The organism is Oerskovia enterophila (assembly GCF_044748475.1).
Lineage (GTDB): Bacteria > Actinomycetota > Actinomycetes > Actinomycetales > Cellulomonadaceae > Oerskovia > Oerskovia enterophila.
The window spans coordinates 775,889-794,994 of record NZ_JBIVFZ010000003.1; the positions used below are offsets into that span (position 1 = coordinate 775,889).

The following is a 19,106-nucleotide window of genomic DNA, read 5'->3' on the forward strand; positions in this document are numbered from 1 at the left end:
GACGACATCGTCGCCTCCGGGAGGGTCGGTCGAGATGAGCGGTGATCGAGATACGGCCAACGGGGGCTGATCAGGCGCTACGGCCCCCGGTAGCCGCATCTCGGCAGGATCTTGAGCGGCCGAACCTCGCCGGCATCGCGGATCGCGGTCAGGCGACCTCGGAGACGGCGCGCTCGGCATCCTTGACACGGAGCTTGCCGGACATGAGCTGCGGGAGCAGGGTGTCGCGGGTGGCGACGAGGGTGCGGTTCTCCTTCTGAGAGGCGTCGACGACGTCGAGTAGCCCCCGGATCGCACCCTCAAGGACGTCGAGCGAGTCAGCGTCGAGCCCCGGGACGGAAAGGTGATCAAACGTCTTCATCGTGATGGTGTCGAAAACTGAACCATGCGCTAGCGCCTTCGCGTGGTCAGTTGCCGCCCGAATGGCAAAGTACAAGACCGAAGCAGGCAACGCCCCAGGCACGAACCCGTAGCACGACTGGTTGAAGGACGCCGACTCCGCCAGCCGCGCGACCGCACCGACGGTGCCGCGGGCCGTCAGAATGACCGAACCGGCAGGCAGCGGCTTCGCCTTGGTCGAAGCGATCGCAAGATCTGTGATCTTCTCCTCAGTGTCAAGAATCACCGACTGCCCTGCGCCCGTGACATCACGCGCAGAGATCCAGAGATTGTCACCGCCCCAGAATCCAATGGTCGAACGCGCAGGGGTCCCTCCCAGCACTGGCACCAAACGTGAACTCATTGGAACCATCTCCACACCAAGCGTCGCCTCGCGATAGATTGCCTGAGCGAGATCCTCGGCCGTGGAGGCAAGCTTGGTGTTGGCCGCGATCTTGTCGTCGAGCGCCTCAATCACATCCGAAATCCCCTCCTGGACATCCCGAGGCGGCAGGGGGACACGCATCGCCTTGAGGTGCATCGGACCGAAATGCTTCATCACTGATCCGACCCCCATTGCCTCGATTTGCTCCTTGAACATCTGAGAAGTCAAGGCAATCGGGATGAAGCGCGCAGTCATAGAATCATCCAGCGGCCGGAAACGGATCAGCCCGGTGTAAGGAATCGCACCAGACCCATCCGGCCCAACGACAGCAACTTCGCCGAGCGAAGCCGAGGTGCTCAGGAGAACATCTCCAGTCTCAAGGCGGAAATGATTCCATTTGGCCACAACAAGGTCAGGGTCCAGGAAGTTACATCCGTCAAGTATGTTCGCACCACGTTTCACCCCGGCGAGGCGGACGAGCGGAACCCCGTCGTCATGGAAGTCCTTGGCGAGAATTCCTGGACCTTCACGAAAGTCTAGGATGTCAGGCAGAGGAGCCTCGGTCCATCCGTTCACTGAACCCTCCCCAGCTGCTCCCGCACCACGGCCTCGAGCCGCGCCGACTCCTCGAACTGTTCGAACAGCTCGCCCGTCAGCCGCGCGATCTTGTCCTCGATGGGCTCGCCGTCGTCCTCGACCTCGGCGGCACCGACGTAGCGTCCGGGTGTGAGCGCGTATCCGGCATCCTTGATCTCGGCCAGGCTCACGGAGCGGGCGAAGCCCAGCTCGTCGTCGTACACCGCTCCCGCAGCAACCGCAGAGGGTGTGCCGCGCCACGCATGGTAGGTCCCCGCGATCTTGGCAATGTCCTCATCGGACAGCGCGCGCTCGGCGCGGTCGACCATGTACCCGAGGTTGCGTGCGTCGATGAACAGCACCTGCCCGGTGCGGTCGACCGATCCGCGAGCGCCCGCCGTCTTGTCCTTGGCGAAGAACCAGACGCACACGGGGATGCCCGTCGAGCGGAAGAGCTGGGTCGGCAGCGCGACCATGCAGCTCACGAGGTCGGCCTCGACGATCTGCGCGCGGATCTCGCCCTCGCCGCCCGAGTTGGACGACATGGACCCGTTGGCCATGACCACGGCCGCAGACCCGGTGGGCGTCAGCTTGGACAGGATGTGCTGGATCCACGCGTAGTTCGCATTGCCCACGGGAGGAACACCGAAGCGCCAGCGCGGGTCCGACTCCGAGCGCGACCAGTCCTTGATGTTGAACGGCGGGTTGGACATGACGTAGTCCATCTGGGTGTCCGCGTGCTGGTCGCGCGCGAACGTGTCCCCCCAGCGGGGCCCCAGGTTGCCCGTGAGGCCGTGGATCGCGAGGTTCATCTTCGCGAGGCGCCACGTGCGCTCGTTGAGCTCCTGACCGTAGACCGAGATCTCCTGCGGGCTGCCGCCGTGCTTCTCGATGAACTTCTCGGCCTGCACGAACATGCCGCCCGACCCGCACGCCGGGTCGTACACGCGCCCGCTGTACGGCTCGAGGACCTCCACGAGGACCCGCACCACTCCCGCGGGCGTGTAGAACTCGCCGCCGCGCTTGCCCTCGGCGCGCGCGAACTTCTCCAGGAAGTACTCGTACACCTCGCCCAGCAGATCGCGCGCCTTCGACGCCCCCTCACCGGTGAAACGCGTCGAGTTGAACAGGTCGAGCAGCTCGCCCAGGCGTCGCTGCTCCACGTTGTCACGGTTGAAGATGCGCGGCAGCGTGGCCGCGAGCGACGGGTTGGACCCCATGATCTGGTCCATGGCGTCGTCGATCAGCTGCCCGATCGGCGCGAACGGCTCGCCCATGGCCGCCGGTCGGCCCTTCGCGTTCTCCGCGAGGTATCCCCAACGTGCGCGGACGGGGATCCAGAAGACCCCAGCTCTCGTGTACTCGTCGATGTCCTCGAGGAACTGGTGGCTCTGCTCCTCATTCAGGCCGTCGGCGGCGAGCTCCGCGAGGATCTCGCCGCGACGCTCCTCGAACGCGTCCGAGACGTACTTGAGGAACACGAGCCCCAGGATCACGTCCTTGTACTGCGAGGCATCCATGGAGCCGCGGAGCTTGTCCGCGGCCTTCCACAGCGTGTCCTTGAGCTCCTTCAATGACGAAGGAGCTGAGGGAGCCGCCTTGCTCGTGGCTGCTGCCTTGGTGCGGGGAGGCACTGGTCCTGCTTTCTTCGGGGTCGTGGGGACGTCGAACAGGGTCGGGGCGTCGTCAGGCATTGTCCACCGTTCGGAGCTGGATGAGGGCGTCGGCGACGCCCCGGGTCAGGGTCGTGCGGAGCTCGGCGAGGCGTCGGGCCTCGTCGAGCACCAGGGTTTCGCGCTGCCCGACGGCGGCGAGCAGCTCTTCGAGAGCGCTCACCTGGTCCTCGGGGACCTCGCGCACCTCCCACGTGCGCCACCGCTTGGCGGTCGCACGCTGGGACGAGATGTCCTCGGCGAGGACGTGCGGGACGAGGCCAGGGGCTCGCGCCCGGTCGATGCGCAGCACCTGCGCCGGGAACTCCACCACGGACAGTCCGACGTGGTCGACCACCGCGGCCGGGTAGGGCGCGGTGCAGAAGATCACGTCGCCCGGCTCGGTATACCGGGCGGCGGGGAGCTTCGAGAACGTGAGCCGGTCCATGCGCCGCTCGCCGAGATTCACGTCACCGGTCAGCTCAACAGGACCGATGACCGGCACCTCGCCGACCGCACCGACGGCACTCGGGTCCAGCCGGTTCCCGGAGATCCTGCGCACACCCCCGCGGGCCTCGACCGACCGGAGCGTCTCGCGGCGGGGGTCTCGCCCCGGGCCGGGGACGACGGACTCGGCCCCCGCGAGCCCGAGACCCGTGGCGAGCTCGTGCGCACGCACGGCCGCACGACCGCCGTCGTCACGCTGGCCCACCCGGAGCCGACGGAAGTCCACCGAGAGGTCGCTCCGTGAGGCCACGAGCGAGGACGTGTAGGCGAAACGCGTGAAGCGGAAGGCATGCCCCTGGACGTCCCTGAGAGTCCCTTGAGCGGCGACGACGTCGGTCACGAGATCGTCGATCACGCCCTCGTCGAGCGCTCCCCCGGTGACGCGCTCGCCCGCGAGGTCCGAGACGGTCGTCCACTGCTCGGCGAGCCCGACGTCGGCGGGCGGGTCGCCCAGGACCCAGATCGCGAGGCGCTCGCGCGAACGCCCGGGAAGGAGCCCCGCGGGGAGCTCGACGACGCTCCGCACCTGGTCGTTGCGCAGCAGGCTGGACCGGAGCTTCTCCGCCTCGCCGTCGACCGCTCCCACGAGCGCGCCCGCGGGCCCCAGCACGACGGCGAACCGGCCAGGCTCGCGCTGCACGGCAAGGGTCTCGACCGCGCGCAGGACGTCGTCGTCGGACCACGGGGTGCTGCCGACGGGAGGGAGCTGCGCCACGATCGTCGCGCCGGGCGAGACGGCGTGGCCCACGGCGTCGTCGGCGTCGAGGTCCAGCACGCGGACGCCGAGAACACCCAGGCGCCTGCGCGCGAGCCGGGTCGCGGGATCCGTGCGCACGTCGGGCACGGCGCAGGCCGGGGCGTCGTGGTCACCGTTCGCGTCGCTCCCTGCCCGGACTGCTGCCACCAGCAGGTCGCCGCAGTCGGCGTGCGGGTTGGCGAGCGTGAGCGGCCCGCGCCCGGACGCGAGCGCCAGGACGATCCTGCCCACGACGTCGAGGGCTCCGGCGGATGCTGCCGACTCGGTGAGCGTCCTGCGTCCGGCGCGGTGCCGGTCGAGCAGGACGGCCTCGAGCGCGCCCGCCGGTGTGTAGGCGGCGTCGGCCGCCGTGTCGGCCAGCTCGCACAGGTCGCCCAGCCGGTCGGCCAGCGCCTCGATCTCCGAGTAGGCCAGGTGGTCGTCGGGGTCCACCTCGTCGGCGAGGTCGAGCACCTCTGCACGACCGAGCGCGCCGAGGAGCTCACCCGTCTGCGCCTTGAGGTAGAGCAGCGACGTGAGGCCGTCGAGCGCCACGTCCGCGTCGAGGCCGGGGACCTCGTCCAGCGCGGCCCTCATCGCGACGTCGGCCGCGAACGAGGGGTTCCGGCCGAGTCCGCTGCGCTCGATCCACGCCGTCACCTCGGAGGCCCGGAACCGCTGCTGGTCACGACGGGTAGTGACCGCCTCCGGGAACGGCGAGGCCGCCGTCGCGTACCGCCGGCGCCACATGGAGACCACGGGGCGCTGCACGTGCGCCAGCTCGGCGATGTCCGGCAGCGACAGCGTGAGGGAGTCGAGGACCGACGGCACAGCAACTCCCTTCAGCAAGACCAGTAGGTGACCGAGCTCGTCGGGCGAGCTCGCTGGAAGGACAGTAGCGCTTTCTCGAACCCCCACGCGCCATGCACCGCGATAAGCCGGGTTATCAAGGTGGTGATGGAACTTGCACTCCGACTCGACCAGGCTCGTCTCAGTCGATCACCTCCGTGATCACCGCTCCGGCCACGAGCCGGGAAGGGAGGGCACGCATGAGCCACGTCAGGTGCCGTTGCGGACACGTCTACCGCATCCTCGACGGCCGCGGGCTGTGTCCGCGCTGCGTCTCGCTGACGCCGCCGGCCTCCCCGACCGTCCCGCACGAGCCGGCCGACCGTCCCCGAGAGGACCAGCCATGAACTACCTCCGCTCCGTCCGCGTCGCTCACCCGGGCACCTCGAGCCAGCACATCACCGAGCTGGGCTGGTCCACGACGACCACCGGCCAGCTCTCCCGTGCCACGCGCGACCAGGTCCACGCGTGGATCAACTCAGGTCACGCCTTCCGCTCGCTGAGCCCTCAGGGAACCCAGGCGGACGTGGTCGCCCGGACGTCCCCCTCCGGGACCCGCTACGTCGCCACGGTCGCCGACGGCCGCGAGACGAACAACCTGCTCAACCTCCCGCGCTTCTGACGCTCATGCCGTTCATCCGCGCGATCCGCACCCTGCCACACGACACCGACACCGCCGGCACGTCCCCGGGCGGAGAAGCGGCCGAGCACGTGGTCGCCGTCCTCCACTCGGTCACGACCACAGGCCCGACGACCACGACCAGCGTCATCGGCATCCACCGCCGGATCGTCTCCGGCGAGCGCTTCCGCACGTTCGACGAACGCAACCACCACCAGGCCGACGTCGTCGCCCGGATCGGTCCGGACGGACGTCGCACGCTCGCGACGACGATCGACGGCCGCACGACCGAACACCTCAGGAACCTGCCGCGCTTCTGACGCGCTGCACCCGGCCGAGCCCACCCTCTCGACGGCACCTCCGCCGTCGGGCCCTCACGAAGGACATCCCATGAAGAACATCGACACCGCCCCCCTGTCCGTCGACCCGACCACCGGGTCCCACGCGACCGTCACCGGGCGGTCGCGTCGCCACCTCACGATCGCCGTGGTCGCCCTCGGGCTCGCCGTCGGCCTGACGGGCTGCGGGCTGAGCTCGGACAACCTCACCGCCACGGACGAGAACGCCGCGGATCAGCCCGCCGTCGAGGCCCCCGCCGCAGAGCCGGCCCCGGAGGCGACCCCCGAAGCTCCCCCTGCCCCCGCGGGCGGGACGCGTGCCAACCCCTTCCCCGTCGGGACGACCGTCAGCAACGAGGACTGGTCCCTCGTCCTCGGCACGCCGCGTGAGGCCTGGGGGGAGATCAGCGCCGAGAACCAGTTCAACTCGCCGCCCGAGGCCGGGCTCGAGTTCTGGATCGTCCCCGTGACGGCGACCTACCAGGGCGCGACCTCGGGCACTCCGTGGCTCGACATCACGGTGAAGTTCGTCGGCGACGACTCGGTCACCTACGAGGACTACTGCGGTGTCATCCCGGGCGACCTCGACGAGGTCGGAGAGCTCTACGCAGGTGGTGTCGCCGAGGGCAACGTCTGCGTCGCGGTGCCCGCCGGGGCCCCGGGGCTCTGGACCGCGACCACCGGGTGGGGCGAGCCGAGCTTCTTCACGGCTCGCTGACCGCGAGGCATCGGCGGGGGTCCGCCTCGCCGAGCACGAGGTTGTGGTCGTTCTGGGCACCGAGACGACCGCAACCTCGTGCTCGGCGACCGACCGGGCCGTGCCCGGCAACCGACCCGCACCGGTGGCCCCCGCAGGGCCGCAGTGCCACGATCGGTCTCATGGTCGCGAATGGCGAGGGATGGACCGAGGGAACCGTCGACGTCGAGGGGCACCCCGTGTTCTACCGGCGCAGCGCCGACGTCCCTGACGCCCTGCCGATCGTCCACGTGCACGGCTTCGCGATCTCCGGCTCGTACCTCATGCCCACGGCCCGGGTGCTCGCCGCGCGGGCCACGAACGTCGTCCCCGACCTGCCGGGATACGGCAAGAGCGAACGGTGGGACTACACGCTCGGGATCCCCGCCCTCGCGCACGCGCTCGTCAAGATCCTCGACGCCCTCGAGCTCGAGAAGGTGGTCCTGGTCGGCAACTCGATGGGCTGCCCCATCAGCCTCGAGGTCGCCCACAGCGCTCCGGACCGGGTCGAGCGCATCGTGCTCGTGTCCCCTGCCGGGGGTGTGCACAACCAGGGCCTTGGGCGGGCCATCCGGCAGCTCGCAGCCGACGGTCCGCGAGAGAGCCGGCAGATGGCGCGCGTAGCGGTGCCGGACTACGTGAAGTTCGGGCCGATCAACACGTTCCACCTGTTCAGCGAGTTGACCAGGTTCCCCTCGCTCGAGCGCATCATCACCTCGTCCGTGCCCACGCTCGCGGTCATCGGCAGCAGGGACCCGCTCATGCCGCCGCCTCCGCGCGTGCGGGAGGTGGGGCGCCTCGCGGGCGACAACACCACGGTCGCCCTCATCGAGGGGGCCGCGCACGCGATCAACTTCAGCCACCCCGGTGAGCTCGCGCACGTGATCGGGTCCTGGTTGGACGGCGTCGAGATCGTCGACGACCCGGACTCCCCCGGCCTGACCCGCGTCCTGCAGCTCCCCCGCGACTGACCGCCCGCGGAAAGCCCTACGCCCCGACGATCCGTTCGAGCAGCAGCGCGTGGAGCCGGGGGTCGGCGAGCGGGCGGAAGTGGCCGGGGGTGTCGAGCACGACGTCCTGCGCGCCGTCGAGGAAGCTGCCCGCGGGGATGTGCGGGTCCCACCGGCTGTGCACCGAGGTGATGCGCTCGTTCACGGCCCGCTCGGCGGACAGCGCCACGATCGTCGCGTCGTTCGGGATGAACGCGCGGACCGCGGGCGCGACGAACCAGCGCGCGTAGGCCGAGCCGGCGAAGGGCGTGTTGATCGCGATCATCGACGCGATCCGGTCGTCGGGGTCGTCGCGCACCATCGCGAGCTTGCCGATGAGCCCGCCCTTGCTGTGCGCGACGACGACCACGTCCCGCAGGTCGTGCTCGCGGACGTAGCGGCCGAGGACGGCGGCCCCGGCGGCGACGGGCCGGCGGTTGTCGCCGAGCTCGGGGAGCACGTGGACGGCCACGCCGTGCTCGTGCAGCAGGGTGGCGAGCGGCAGGAGGAAGTGCCACGACTCGTACACGCCCGGGACGAGCACGACGGGAGGACCGACCGGCTGTGCCGGGGCGCGCAGGTCGTCGGGGTCCACCCGGGACGTGATGCCCGCGGCCTGCCAACGGAGCACGCTGGCGTAGTCGAGCACGCGCCACCAGGTGCGTCGCAGGCTCAGGCTCGGACGCACCCCCTCGACTCCGCTCCCACCCCGCACGGCTCTCCCGTCGTCGTCACGTCAGGTCACCGTCGACGTCGACGGCTCCCACCCGATCCTGACGCCTCAGGCGCCGAAGCGCGCGTTCGTCGGCACGACCTGCTTGCCGAGCGGCAGGAGCGAGACGGGGATCATCTTGAGGTTGGCGATGCCCATGGGGATGCCGATGATCGAGACGAACAGCGGGATCGAGGTGATCACGTGCCCGATCGCGAGCCAGATCCCGGCGAAGATCACCCAGATCACGTTGCCGATCGTGGAGAACGCGCCGGCCGTCGGCTTGTCGACGACCGTCCGCCCGAACGGCCACAGCGCGTAGCCGGCGATGCGGAAGCTCGCGATCCCGAACGGGATGGTGATGATGAGGACGCAGCAGATGATGCCGGCCAGGACGTAGCCGAGCGCGAGCCAGAGGCCCGCGAAGATCAGCCAGATGACGTTGAGGATCGCGTTCATGCCCCGATTCTCCCCCAGCCCGGCCACGTGGTCGGGCCGGCCGCGCCACACGACGGGCGCAGCCCCGCGACGGCCCGGCCCACGGCACGCCGCGACCGGTCCGCCCGGGGCGCGCGACGCCGTCGGGCAGGGCTCTCCCCTGCCCGGCGCGCGCCCGCCGAAAACTAGACTGCTCGCGTGTCCTCCCACCGCTCCGCCCCCGGCGACTCCCCTCTCGGCACGACCCCGACCATCGCGGACCGCTACGCCGCGGTCCGCGCGCGCATCGACGCCGCGGCCCTGGCTGCGGGCCGGGACCCGGAAGAGGTGCAGCTCCTCGTCGCGACCAAGACGCAGGACGCCGCGGCGGTCCGCGCGGTCGTCGCCGCGGGCGCGACGCTGATCGGCGAGAACCGCGTCCAGGAGCTCGTCGCCAAGGCCCCCGACCTCGCCGACCTGGTCGCGGCCGGCTCCGTCCGGGTCCACATGATCGGGCACCTGCAGCGCAACAAGGTCAACCAGGTCCTGGCCACGGCCACGGGCGTCGAGTCGGTCGACTCGCTCGCGCTCGCCGCGGCGCTCGCGAGCCGCTGCGCGCGTGAGGGCCGCACGCTCGACGTCATGGTCCAGGTCAACGTGTCGGGCGAGGGGTCCAAGGCGGGGGTGGGGCCCGACGGCGCCGCGCACCTCTCCCGTCAGGTCGCCGCCCTGGAGGGTCTTCGCCTCACGGGGTTCATGACGATCGGGGCGAACTCCCCCGACACCGCGCTGGTGCGCGCCGGGTTCGAGCGGCTGCGCGAGATCCGTGACGAGGTGCTCGCGAGCGGGGCCCCGGGGACGGGAGAGGCGCGTGAGCTGTCGATGGGCATGAGCGGCGACCTCGAGGCGGCGATCGCCGAGGGCGCGACGATCGTGCGCGTGGGGACCGCGGTGTTCGGGGCACGGGCCGTCACCACGCCCGTCGGCTGACGGGCCTGCAAGCCCGGCCCGCCGGCGAGGCTGACCGGCCCCCGTACCCCCGGCCGTCCGTCCGTCAGGACTGCCGTCGATCCCGCCGACGGACGGGGCTGTTCACCACGACCGGTTGCCGCCATACTCGTCGTCGTCCTCGGACGCGCCCGCCCTGCCTGTGGGTCGGGCGCTCGGCCACGACGAACGGAAGACCATGGCCTCCACGCTCGACCTCCACACCTCCGCCCACCCGGACGCGGCGCGCGACATCGCCCACGCGACCCTCACCGAGGCGGGCGTCCGGCTCACCCCGACGGGCACGCACAGCGCCGACGGCGAGCGGGGCACCCGCTGGGTCACCCTGCTGTTCGGTGCGTTCGCGGGCAAGGCCAGCCAGCACCTGAAGATCCAGGTCAGCACGTTCGCGCTCGGCGACTCGGGCTCGATCGTGCGGGTCTCGCTCGTGAGCACGGGCATCGCGGCCGGTGCGATCGGCGCGGCACGGGCCCAGACGATCATCACCGAGCTCCAGGCGCAGGTCGCCGCGGCGCTGCCCGCTGCGGTCCCTGCGGCCGAGCCCCGGTAGGGACGACGGATCCCGGCGGTCGAGGTCGACCGCCGGGATCGGCGCGCACAGCAGTCAGGCGCGCGGGCTCGTCCGGCGCACGCCCCGGGCGGCCTCGGTCCTCAGGCCCCCAGCAGCTCGAGCGCGCGGCGCACGCCGGGCGCCCCGGCCCCGCGCAGCGCCTCGCGGGCCTCGTCGACGCCGACGCCGGCGAGCAGCATGACGAGCGCGACGTGGATCTCGCCGCCGGCCCGGTGCAGGGTCTGCTCGCACTCGTCGGTCCCGAGCCCCGTGGCCTGGACGAGCATGCGCACGATCCGGGCGCGCAGCTTCTGGTTGGTCGGGCGCACGTCGATCATGAGGTTCGAGTAGGTCTTGCCGAGCCGGATCATGGTCGCGGTCGAGAACGTGTTGAGCACGAGCTTCTGCGCCGTGGCGGCCTTCATGCGGGTCGAGCCCGTGACGACCTCGGGGCCCGTGTCGAGCAGGATCGCGACGTCGACGCGCGACGCGAGGCGCGCCTGCGGGTTGGCGCTCACGAGCACGGTCGCGGCGCCGCGCTCGCGGGCGACGTCGAACGCGCCGCCCACGTAGGGCGTGCGGCCGCTCGCCGCGAGACCCACGACCAGGTCGCCGGAGCGCACCTCGTCGGCGTCCGCGCGGCCGAGCTCGACGTCGTCCTCGGCTCCCTCGACCGCGAGCATCATGGCGCCCGCGCCCCCGGCGAGGTGAGCCTCGAACCACTCCTCGCCCACGCCGTACGTGGGCAGCAGCTCGACCGCGTCGAGCACGCCGAGGCGGCCCGACGTGCCGGACCCGAAGTAGTGGACCTTGCCGCCGCCGCGCAGCGCGGCCACGGCGAGGTCGACGGCCGCGGTGATGCGGTCGGCCTCGGCACGCACGGCGTCCGCGACGCCCGCGTCCTCGTCGGTGATGCGTCGCACGACCTCGGCCGTGGGCAGCAGGTCGATGTCCGTGGTGCGCGGGTTGCGCTCCTCGGTCGGCGACGCGAGCCGGAGCACCTCCTGCCAGTCCTCGGCGGCGGAGGCGTGCCCGGCCGAGAGGTCCCCCTGGGTGGCGGGGCGGGTGTCGGTCATCGGTGCGTTCCCTTCGGCATCGGGGCGAGCCCGAACGGGGTGTTGGCCAGCACGAGCCGGCGGATGGGCCCGGTGAACGCGGGCCAGATCAACGGGGTGGGCGGGGTGAGCGAGCCGAGCACGGTCGCGCGGCGCGCCCCGGTCGAGCGTCGACGCTGCTCGCCCTTGGCGGTCCCGGCGACCCCGTGGGCCGACAGGAAGCCGAGGAGCGCGAACAGGTACGCCTCCTTGGCGTCGATCGGCATGCCGAGCTGGTCGGCCGTGAGGAGCTCGCACCCCTCGGGCAGGTAGGCGCGCAGCCGTGCGAGCAGGGTCGGGTTGTGCGCCCCGCCGCCCGAGACGACGACGCGACGCACCTCGCGCTGCGGGTCCGTCTCGCCGAGGGCCGGGTCGCGCGGGGCGCCGTGCCCGGCAGCAGCCTGCGCGACCGAGAGCAGGCCTTCCGCGATGGTCACGGCGGTGAGCTCGGTGAGCGTCGCGACGAGGTCGGCCCCCGTGAGGTCGGGGCGGACCGCGGCGAGCTTGCGCGGCACGTAGGTCGCGTCGAACAGCTCGCGACCGGTCGACTTGGGCGCCTTGGCCGCGAAGTACGGGTCGTCGAGCAGCGCGCGCAGCGCGGCCTGGTCCACTGTCCCGGTCGCGCCCAGGGCACCGTCCCGGTCGTACGGCTCTCCCGTGAGCTGGCGCATCGTGAGGTCGATGAGGCAGTTGCCGGGCCCGGTGTCCCACCCGGTCACGGGTGCCTCGACCTCGCCGACGAGCGTGACGTTCGCGATCCCGCCGATGTTGAGCGCCGCGCTGAGCCCGGCCGGCGCGCCGTCCGGGGACTGCGGGTCGCGCCCGAGCCAGAGCGCGTCGAGCACGCTCACGAGCGGTGCGCCCTGGCCGCCCGCGGCGATGTCCGCGACCCGGAAGTCGCTGATGACGGGGCGGCGGGTGCGCTCGGCGATCCAGGCGGCGTTGCCGAGCTGGAGGCTGCCGTGCGCACGGGCGCCCACGACCCAGTGGTAGAGCGTCTGCCCGTGCGACGCGACGAGGTCGACGTCCCCACCAGCGACGTCGTCGATGGCCTGGCGTCCGGCGCGGCCGAACTCCTGCCCGATGAGCGTGTCGAGCTGCGTGACCTCGCCCATGTCGACCGGGGCCGGCGGCAGCGCCTTGAGGATGCGTTCACGGAGCGCGGCGGGCCACTCGTACTCGGTGTGCCCCAGCGGGCGCATGCGCAGGACCCCGTCGGGGCCCAGGTGGAAGTCGGCGGCGGCCGCGTCGATCGCGTCGACCGACGTGCCGGAGGACAGGCCGAGGACGATCATCGGGTCACCTCCGCGGTGACGGTCAGCTGCCCGACGGCGGCGCGCGCGTTGGCACGTCCGGTGCCGCACGCGACGACCACGGTGGTCTCGTCCCCGAACCAGGCGGGCACGGCGTCGGGGAACCCGGTGTGCACCACGACGAGCCCGGGGCGCACGGCGCGCAGGGCGTCGAGCATGGCGGCCTCGCGGCTGCCGGGGACGGGTTCACGCGTGATCACGACGAGGGGGCGGACGGGGTCGCCGGCGGGCCGGGCCGTCGAGACCGCGGCGAGAGTCGCCTCCCACCCGGCCGGGTCGGAGAAGACGTGGACCTCGGTGCCGGGGAACGTCGCACGGAGCGCGCTCTGGACGTGCTGGGCGGTGCGCCCGGCCGCGTGGTCGAACCGCTGGCGCAGGTCGATCACGTCGGGCGCGGGCCCGGTGGGGTCCAAGCGTGCGAGGGGTCCGTGCGTGCGCACGGCCCGCTCGGCGGCCTCCTGCCCGACGGCGGCGAGCGCCTCGAGCGCGGCGGTCGCCTCGGTCGGGCCGCACGTCGCGCCCGTGGACGCCTGGAGCTCGCGCACCCGGCGCACCGTGCGCGCCGTGCGGGCCGCGGACTCGAGCAGGCGCTCGACCGTGACCCGGCCCTGCTCGACGGCCGCGAGGAGCGCGCTCTGCGCCTGGCGGAACAGCTCCTCGTCGTCGCGGCCTACCGTCGTGCCGAGGCACAGCAGGTCGGCGCCTCCCTCGATCGCCTGGACGGCGACCTCGCCGATCCCGTCGGCTCCCTTGACGGCCCCCATGTCGAGGGCGTCGGTGATGATGGGCCCCTCGAAGCCCAGCTCACGCGCCACGAGGGCGGCCGCGGGCTCGAGCGAGACGGGCCGCGGGCCGATCGCCGGGACCAGCAGGTGCGCGGTCATGATCGAGTCGATCGCGACGTCGGGCTCGAAGGCCCGGACGAACGGTGGCAGGTCGCGCTCGCGGATCGTCTCGAGCGGGTCGTCGACCACGGGCAGCGACAGGTGGGAGTCCACGTCGGTCGCGCCGTGACCCGGGAAGTGCTTGCCGCACGCCCCGACCCCGGCGCGGTGCAGGCCCTGCACGAATGCGGCCCCGTGCCGGGACACCAGGTCGGGCGTCGCACCGAACGCGCGCACGCCGACCACGGGGTTCTCGGTCCGGGAGTTGACGTCGAGCACGGGCGCGAGGTCCAGGTCCACGCCCGTCGCGGCGAGCAGGCGGCCGAGCGCGAGCCCGACCCGCTCGGTGAGGTCCACGTCGTCGATCACGCCGAGGGCCGCGGCCCCCGGGATGCTCGACCCCGTGGCGGCCTCGAGCCGGCTGACGTCCCCGCCCTCCTCGTCGATCGCGATCAGCAGGTCGGGCGCGGCCTCGTGGAGGCACGCCGAGAGCCTGGCCGTCGTGGCGACGTCGGGCGTGTTGTACGCGAAGTAGATGACGCCCGCGAGGCCCTCCTCGCAGGCCGAGAGCAGCCAGGCCGGGGCGTCCGTCCCCGTGAAACCGGGGAGCAGGACGCCGTTGACGGCGCGCAGCGCGTCGTGGTGCACGGTGGTCATCCCTTCACCGACCCAGCGGTCAGGCCGGAGGACAGGTTGCGCTGCACGAGGACGAAGAAGACGATCACGGGCAGCGTGATGAGGGTCGAGGCGGCCATGACCGCGCCCCAGTCGGTCGTGTTCTCGCCGAAGAACTTCTGCAGGCCGATCGGCACGGTGTACTTGGCCGACTGCTGCAGGAAGGTCAGGGCGAAGATGAACTCGTTCCAGGCGGTGATGAACGAGAAGACGCTCGTGGCGACGACGCCCGGAGCGACGAGCGGCAGCAGGATCTTCCAGAACATGCGACCCCACGAGGCGCCGTCGAGGTACGCGGCCTCCTCGAGCTCGACCGGGACGGCCGCGACGAACCCGCGCAGCATCCAGATCGCGAACGACAGCGAGAAGGCGATGTAGACGATCGTCAGACCCAGGAGCGAGTTGAGCATGCCGAGGGTGCGCATCTGGAGGAACAGCGGGATGACGAGGGCCTCGAGGGGCACCATCTGCACCATGAGGACGAGCACGAGGATCGACTTGCGGAAGCGGAACCTGAAGCGGCTCACGGCCACCGCGGCGAGCAGCGCGAGCACCGAGGAGAACACGACGGCGCCGATCGCCACGACGATCGAGTTGCGGAGGTACTGGCCGAACCCGCCGTCGTCGATCACGGTCACGAAGTTGTCCCACGTGACGCCCGCGGGCAGGATCCGTGCCCCGCGGGTCGCGGCCTCGGGGTCGATCGCCGAGGAGAACATCCAGTAGGCCGGGAACAGCGCGAAGACGAGCAGCGCGACGATGCCCACGACCTTGCCCGCGGTGGGCAGGGGGCGCTTGCGCGCCTTGGTCCGCAGGACCTGCGGGGCACGCTCGTCGGCCGTTCCACCCCCCGTGCGGTCTCCAGCGCGCGGGGTGCTGGACGGGGTACCGGTCAGGGCGCTCACAGCTCCTCCTCCTTGAACAGGGTGCGCATGTACACGACGGTGATCCCGAGCAGGATCAGGGTGAGCAGCACGGCGATCGCCGAGCCCATCCCGTACTTGCCCTGCGCGAAGGACTGGATGTACGACCACACGCCGAGGTTGAAGACCTCCTTGTTGCCGCCGTTGCCGCCCGGCATCAGGTAGATCTGCGTGAAGACCTTGAAGTCCCAGATGGTCGACAGGATCGTGACGACCGCGAAGACGGGGCGCAGGATGGGCGCGGTGATGGCCCAGAACCGGCGCCAGGGAGTGGCACCGTCCATCATCGCGGCCTCGTGCAGCTCCTTGGGGATCGTCAGCAGGCCCGCGAGGACCGTGATCGCGACGAACGGGAAGCCGTGGTGCACCACGTTGAGCGTCGCGATCGCGTAGAAGCTCAGACGCTCGGTGAACCAGTTGGTGGTCGCCGGGTCGATCAGCCCGACCGAGTCGAGCACCGAGGAGACCAGACCGTTGAGCGGGTCGAAGATCCAGATCCACACGTAGGTGCCGGTGATCGCGGGCACGGCCCAGGCGACCATGATCGCGGTCGAGCAGATCGTGCGCCAGAACGTCCCGAGGTTGTTGAGGAACAGCGCGACGGCCGTGCCCAGGACGACCGTCAGCACGACGCACGCGACCGCGAAACCGATCGTGTTGGGCAGGACGACGGTCCACAGGAACGAGTCGCCGAAGATCGCCGCATAGTTGTCGAACCCGATGTAGTTCGACTCTCCCGAGGCGATCTGGCGCAGGCCGTAGTCCTGCAGCGAGATCATCACGACGCGGACCAGGGGCCACAGGAGCAGGATGCCGAGGACGGCGAGCGCGGGGGCCAGGAGCAGCCAGGGGCGCAGCGGGGACTTGTGGCCGAGCAGGCCGTGCATGCCGGAACGGCGGCGCGGGGTGGACGAGGGGGCCGGGGCCGGGGCCCGGCGCGTCAGCTGGTCGGCCGACGCGCCGGGAACCGAGTGCAGATCTGCCATGGGTTCGTCAGGACCCGAAGGTCTCGTTCATGTCGGCGGCCGCCGTGTCGGCGGCCTCCTGCACCGTGGCGCTGCCCGAGAGGATCGACTGCAGCATGGTCTCGACCGTCTTCTTGCCCTGGATCTGGCCGTAGAGCGGCGTCACCGGGACCGAGGCGCCGGCCTCGACCATCTGCTGGGCGAACGGCGCGACGAGCGGGTCGTTCTCCTCGATGACCTTCTCGAGGAGCGAGGTCTGACCCGGGAAGTAGCCGGACTGGTTGCCCCACTCCTCGGCGAACTTGCCCGTGGTCATCATCTCGACGAACTCCCACGCGAGGTCCTGCTTCTCGCTGGCCGCGAAGACGCCCAGGTGCGACCCGCCGAGGAACGAGTCCGACAGCCCGTCGGTCTCGCCCGGGATCGGGAACGCGCCGATCTTGTCGGCCATGTCCGGGACGTCCGTGAGGATCTTGCCGGGGGTCCAGCTGCCGGAGATCATCATGCCGACGTTGCCCTGCTCGAAGTTGGAGAGGAGGTCGGTCTCCTTCCACGTCGTGGCCGCCGCGGTGGACAGCCCCGCCTCGGTCGCGAGACCGGTGTAGAACTCGAGGCCCTTCACGGAGTCCGCGGAGTTGATCTCGGACTTCCAGGTGTCACCGTCCTTGACGGCCAGGTCACCGCCTGCACCCCAGATGAAGGGCATGGCGCCGTACTGGCTGTCGCCCGCGATGGGGAAGGGGATGAGGCCGGGGTTCGCGGCCTTGAGCGTCTCGGCCGCGGTCTGCAGCTCGGCCCAGGTCGTCGGCACCTCGATGCCGGCCGCCTCGAAGAGGTCCTTGCGGTAGATGACCGAGCGCACGCCCGCGTACCAGGGCATGCCGTACTGGGCGCCGTCGAGCGTGCCCGACTCGACGAGCCCGGGGACCAGGTCCTCCTCGAGGCCCGCGTCCTTGATCTTGTCCGAGAGGTCGGACAGCGCGCCGACGTCGGCGAACTCGCCGGTCCACGTGGTGCCGAGCTCGGCGACGTCCGGCGTGGTGTTGCCCGCGATGGAGGTCGTGAACTTGTCGTGGGCGCTGGCCCACGGCTGGAACTCGATCTGGAGGTCCGCGCCCGTCTCTTCCTTGAAGGCGGTGGTGACCTCGTCGAAGAAGGCGTCCCCGTCGGGGTTGGTGCCCTCCATGATCCAGACCGTGAGGGTCTCGCCGGAGTGGTCGGCGGCGGCTGCGTCCCCCGTGCTCTCGCCGCTGCTGCTGTCCCCGCCGCCACACGCGGTGAGGCCGAGCGCCAGGAGGAGTGTGCCCGTGACGGCCACCGTGCTGCGTCGCTGCATGCCGTGACTTCCTTTCTGGTCGGCTGCCGCGTCGCGGCCAGCCGTTCGTCCCTGCGGACCTGATCGTTCGTGGGGCACCGGATCCTCGGGCCCCTTCGACTCTGAAACAAACTTACATCAGGTTGGGTGTTCGTGAAGATTACCGCCACAACGGGGCAGAGGGAAGCCGGTCGCGAAGTTGTGACACGTTCTTAACCTGGGCGTCGCACGGGGGCACGCGGGGGCACACCGCGCCCCGGGTAACCACACGGGCGCGCAGCGCACGGGCTCGCGCCGCAGCGCACACACGGCAGCCAGGCAGGCGGGAGCCGCCGGGCCGCCCGGCAGGCCGCCGCCCAGCCCCTACCGCGTCACGGCACGCGCGCGGTCCACTCCGGGGTCCCGAACTTGGTGCGCACGAGCTCCTCGGCCTGCGCCCGCTCGTCGGGCGTGACGCCACCCTCGACCGTGCGGTACCGCGAGCGGAAGTGGGCCTTGAACGCCTCGATGACGTCCTCGCGCGCCATGCCGGTCTGCGATCGCAGGGGGTCGACGCGCTTGTTGGCGCTCTTGGTGCCCTTGTCGCTCATCTTCTCGCGGCCGATGCGCAGGACCTCGAGCATCTTGTCGGCGTCGATGTCGTAGGCCATGGTCACGTGGTGCAGCACCGCTCCCCCGCGCAGCCGCTTCTGCGCGGCCCCCGCGATCTTCCCGGCCGGCGACGCGATGTCGTTGAGCGGCTTGTAGGTCGCCTCGACACCGACGTCGGCGAGCGCCCCCAGCACCCAGTCGTCGAGGAACGCGTAGGACCGCTCGAAGCTCAGCCCCTCGACGAGCGAGGCGGGGACGGTGAGCGAGTAGGTGATGGTGTTGCCCGGCTCGACGAACATGGCCCCGCCGCCCGAGATGCGCCGGACCACGGTGATGCCGTGCTTGTCGGCCCCTGCGGGGTCGACCTCGTTCCGGAGCGACTGGAACGAGCCGATGATGACGGCCGGCGCGCCCCATTCCCAGATGCGCAGCGTGGGGCGGCGTCGCCCTGCGTCGAGCTCCTCGGTCAGCACCTGGTCGAGCGCGAGGTGCATCGCGGGCTGCTCGGGCCCTTCGTGGATGATCTCGAAGACGTGGTCGTCCCACCCGGTCGCGTGGCCGAGCGCGCGGCGCACCGCGATCGCCACGGCCTCGGGAGAGAACCCGACCATGGTGATGTCGTCCGTCAGGACGGACTCGACGGCCCGGGTCAGGTCGGCGACGGTCGAGGTCTCGGGCAGCCCCGTCAGGGCCGCGTTGATGTCCTCGAGGGCGTCGTCGGGCTCGAGGAAGAAGTCGCCGCTCAGCGCGACGCGTGACAGCCTCCCGTCGTCCGTCTCGACGTCGACCGCCACGAGCTTGCCACCGGGAACCTTGTACTCGCCTCTCATGGTGACCACGGTACGTCGCGCGACGCACGCCCTGCCCCACCGCGGGCCCCCGCGACCACCCAGC

Annotated in this window: 18 protein-coding genes; 6 read left to right on the top strand and 12 right to left on the bottom strand. The window is 71.3% G+C overall.

Going from position 1 to position 19,106, the window contains the following annotated elements; all coding sequences use genetic code 11:
* Nucleotides 1–148: 148 nt before the first annotated feature.
* Genes ACIPWA_RS12795 through ACIPWA_RS12805 form a run of 3 tightly spaced genes read right to left on the bottom strand, consistent with a single transcriptional unit; the run spans nt 149 to nt 5,065 of the window.
* Nucleotides 149–1,339, bottom strand: coding sequence for a restriction endonuclease subunit S (locus tag ACIPWA_RS12795; RefSeq protein ID WP_400290646.1), 1,191 nt, complete (start codon nt 1,337–1,339; stop codon nt 149–151).
* On the bottom strand, nt 1,336–3,033 hold the full coding sequence (locus ACIPWA_RS12800) for a class I SAM-dependent DNA methyltransferase (RefSeq protein WP_400290648.1): 1,698 nt from the start codon (nt 3,031–3,033) through the stop codon (nt 1,336–1,338). The genes ACIPWA_RS12795 and ACIPWA_RS12800 overlap by 4 nt, the downstream gene beginning before the upstream one ends.
* A complete protein-coding gene (locus ACIPWA_RS12805) occupies nt 3,026–5,065 on the bottom strand; it encodes a DNA methyltransferase family protein (protein WP_400290650.1) in 2,040 nt (679 codons plus the stop codon). The genes ACIPWA_RS12800 and ACIPWA_RS12805 overlap by 8 nt, the downstream gene beginning before the upstream one ends.
* 361 nt (nt 5,066–5,426) lie before the next feature.
* On the opposite strand from ACIPWA_RS12805, the gene ACIPWA_RS12810 reads away from it, so the two are divergent.
* From ACIPWA_RS12810 to ACIPWA_RS12825, 4 genes are all read left to right on the top strand, one after another.
* The gene (locus ACIPWA_RS12810) at nt 5,427–5,705 is read left to right on the top strand and encodes a DUF3892 domain-containing protein (RefSeq protein ID WP_400290651.1); all 279 of its coding nucleotides are present in this window, start codon (nt 5,427–5,429) and stop codon (nt 5,703–5,705) included.
* 5 nt (nt 5,706–5,710) lie between these two features.
* Nucleotides 5,711–6,022 carry a hypothetical protein gene (locus ACIPWA_RS12815; RefSeq protein ID WP_400290653.1) on the top strand — a complete coding sequence of 104 codons (312 nt, stop codon included), beginning with the start codon at nt 5,711–5,713 and terminating at the stop codon, nt 6,020–6,022.
* A 70-nt stretch (nt 6,023–6,092) separates the two neighbouring features.
* Entirely contained in the window at nt 6,093–6,758 is a 666-nt protein-coding gene (locus ACIPWA_RS12820; protein ID WP_400290655.1) for a hypothetical protein, read from the top strand.
* A 161-nt stretch (nt 6,759–6,919) separates the two neighbouring features.
* The gene (locus tag ACIPWA_RS12825) at nt 6,920–7,747 is read left to right on the top strand and encodes an alpha/beta fold hydrolase (RefSeq protein WP_400290657.1); all 828 of its coding nucleotides are present in this window, start codon (nt 6,920–6,922) and stop codon (nt 7,745–7,747) included.
* 16 nt (nt 7,748–7,763) lie between these two features.
* Here ACIPWA_RS12825 and ACIPWA_RS12830 read toward each other — a convergent pair whose 3' ends face one another.
* Both ACIPWA_RS12830 and ACIPWA_RS12835 read right to left on the bottom strand, forming a co-directional pair.
* On the bottom strand, nt 7,764–8,453 hold the full coding sequence (locus ACIPWA_RS12830; protein ID WP_400290659.1) for a lipase family alpha/beta hydrolase: 690 nt from the start codon (nt 8,451–8,453) through the stop codon (nt 7,764–7,766).
* A gap of 93 nt (nt 8,454–8,546) precedes the next feature.
* A complete protein-coding gene (locus ACIPWA_RS12835; RefSeq protein ID WP_400290661.1) occupies nt 8,547–8,936 on the bottom strand; it encodes a YccF domain-containing protein in 390 nt (129 codons plus the stop codon).
* 177 nt (nt 8,937–9,113) lie between these two features.
* Between ACIPWA_RS12835 and ACIPWA_RS12840 the strand changes: the two genes are divergently transcribed.
* Both ACIPWA_RS12840 and ACIPWA_RS12845 read left to right on the top strand, forming a co-directional pair.
* Nucleotides 9,114–9,884 (top strand): YggS family pyridoxal phosphate-dependent enzyme, encoded by a 771-nt coding sequence (locus ACIPWA_RS12840; RefSeq protein ID WP_400290664.1) that lies wholly within the window; start codon nt 9,114–9,116, stop codon nt 9,882–9,884.
* A 196-nt stretch (nt 9,885–10,080) separates the two neighbouring features.
* Nucleotides 10,081–10,452, top strand: a complete 372-nt coding sequence (locus ACIPWA_RS12845) for a hypothetical protein (protein ID WP_056654500.1) — start codon at nt 10,081–10,083, stop codon at nt 10,450–10,452.
* A 101-nt stretch (nt 10,453–10,553) separates the two neighbouring features.
* On the opposite strand, the gene ACIPWA_RS12850 is transcribed toward ACIPWA_RS12845, so the two are convergent.
* The 7 genes from ACIPWA_RS12850 to ACIPWA_RS12880 all read right to left on the bottom strand — a co-directional run bounded on the left by ACIPWA_RS12850 (nt 10,554) and on the right by ACIPWA_RS12880 (nt 19,042).
* Nucleotides 10,554–11,528 (bottom strand): N-acetylmuramic acid 6-phosphate etherase, encoded by a 975-nt coding sequence (locus tag ACIPWA_RS12850; protein WP_082848753.1) that lies wholly within the window; start codon nt 11,526–11,528, stop codon nt 10,554–10,556.
* Nucleotides 11,525–12,841 carry an anhydro-N-acetylmuramic acid kinase gene (locus ACIPWA_RS12855; RefSeq protein WP_068627371.1) on the bottom strand — a complete coding sequence of 439 codons (1,317 nt, stop codon included), beginning with the start codon at nt 12,839–12,841 and terminating at the stop codon, nt 11,525–11,527. The genes ACIPWA_RS12850 and ACIPWA_RS12855 overlap by 4 nt, the downstream gene beginning before the upstream one ends.
* On the bottom strand, nt 12,838–14,400 hold the full coding sequence (locus ACIPWA_RS12860) for a glycoside hydrolase family 3 N-terminal domain-containing protein (protein WP_400290668.1): 1,563 nt from the start codon (nt 14,398–14,400) through the stop codon (nt 12,838–12,840). Before ACIPWA_RS12860 ends, ACIPWA_RS12855 begins: the two co-directional genes overlap by 4 nt.
* Entirely contained in the window at nt 14,397–15,233 is an 837-nt protein-coding gene (locus ACIPWA_RS12865; RefSeq protein WP_369819027.1) for a carbohydrate ABC transporter permease, read from the bottom strand. The genes ACIPWA_RS12860 and ACIPWA_RS12865 overlap by 4 nt, the downstream gene beginning before the upstream one ends.
* A gap of 86 nt (nt 15,234–15,319) precedes the next feature.
* Nucleotides 15,320–16,327, bottom strand: a complete 1,008-nt coding sequence (locus ACIPWA_RS12870) for a carbohydrate ABC transporter permease (protein ID WP_056654494.1) — start codon at nt 16,325–16,327, stop codon at nt 15,320–15,322.
* Nucleotides 16,328–16,334: 7 nt separating this feature from the next.
* Entirely contained in the window at nt 16,335–17,642 is a 1,308-nt protein-coding gene (locus ACIPWA_RS12875) for a sugar ABC transporter substrate-binding protein (RefSeq protein ID WP_068627365.1), read from the bottom strand.
* Nucleotides 17,643–17,992: 350 nt separating this feature from the next.
* The gene (locus ACIPWA_RS12880) at nt 17,993–19,042 is read right to left on the bottom strand and encodes a lipoate--protein ligase family protein (protein ID WP_068627384.1); all 1,050 of its coding nucleotides are present in this window, start codon (nt 19,040–19,042) and stop codon (nt 17,993–17,995) included.
* Between the last annotated feature and the right edge of the window lie 64 nt (nt 19,043–19,106).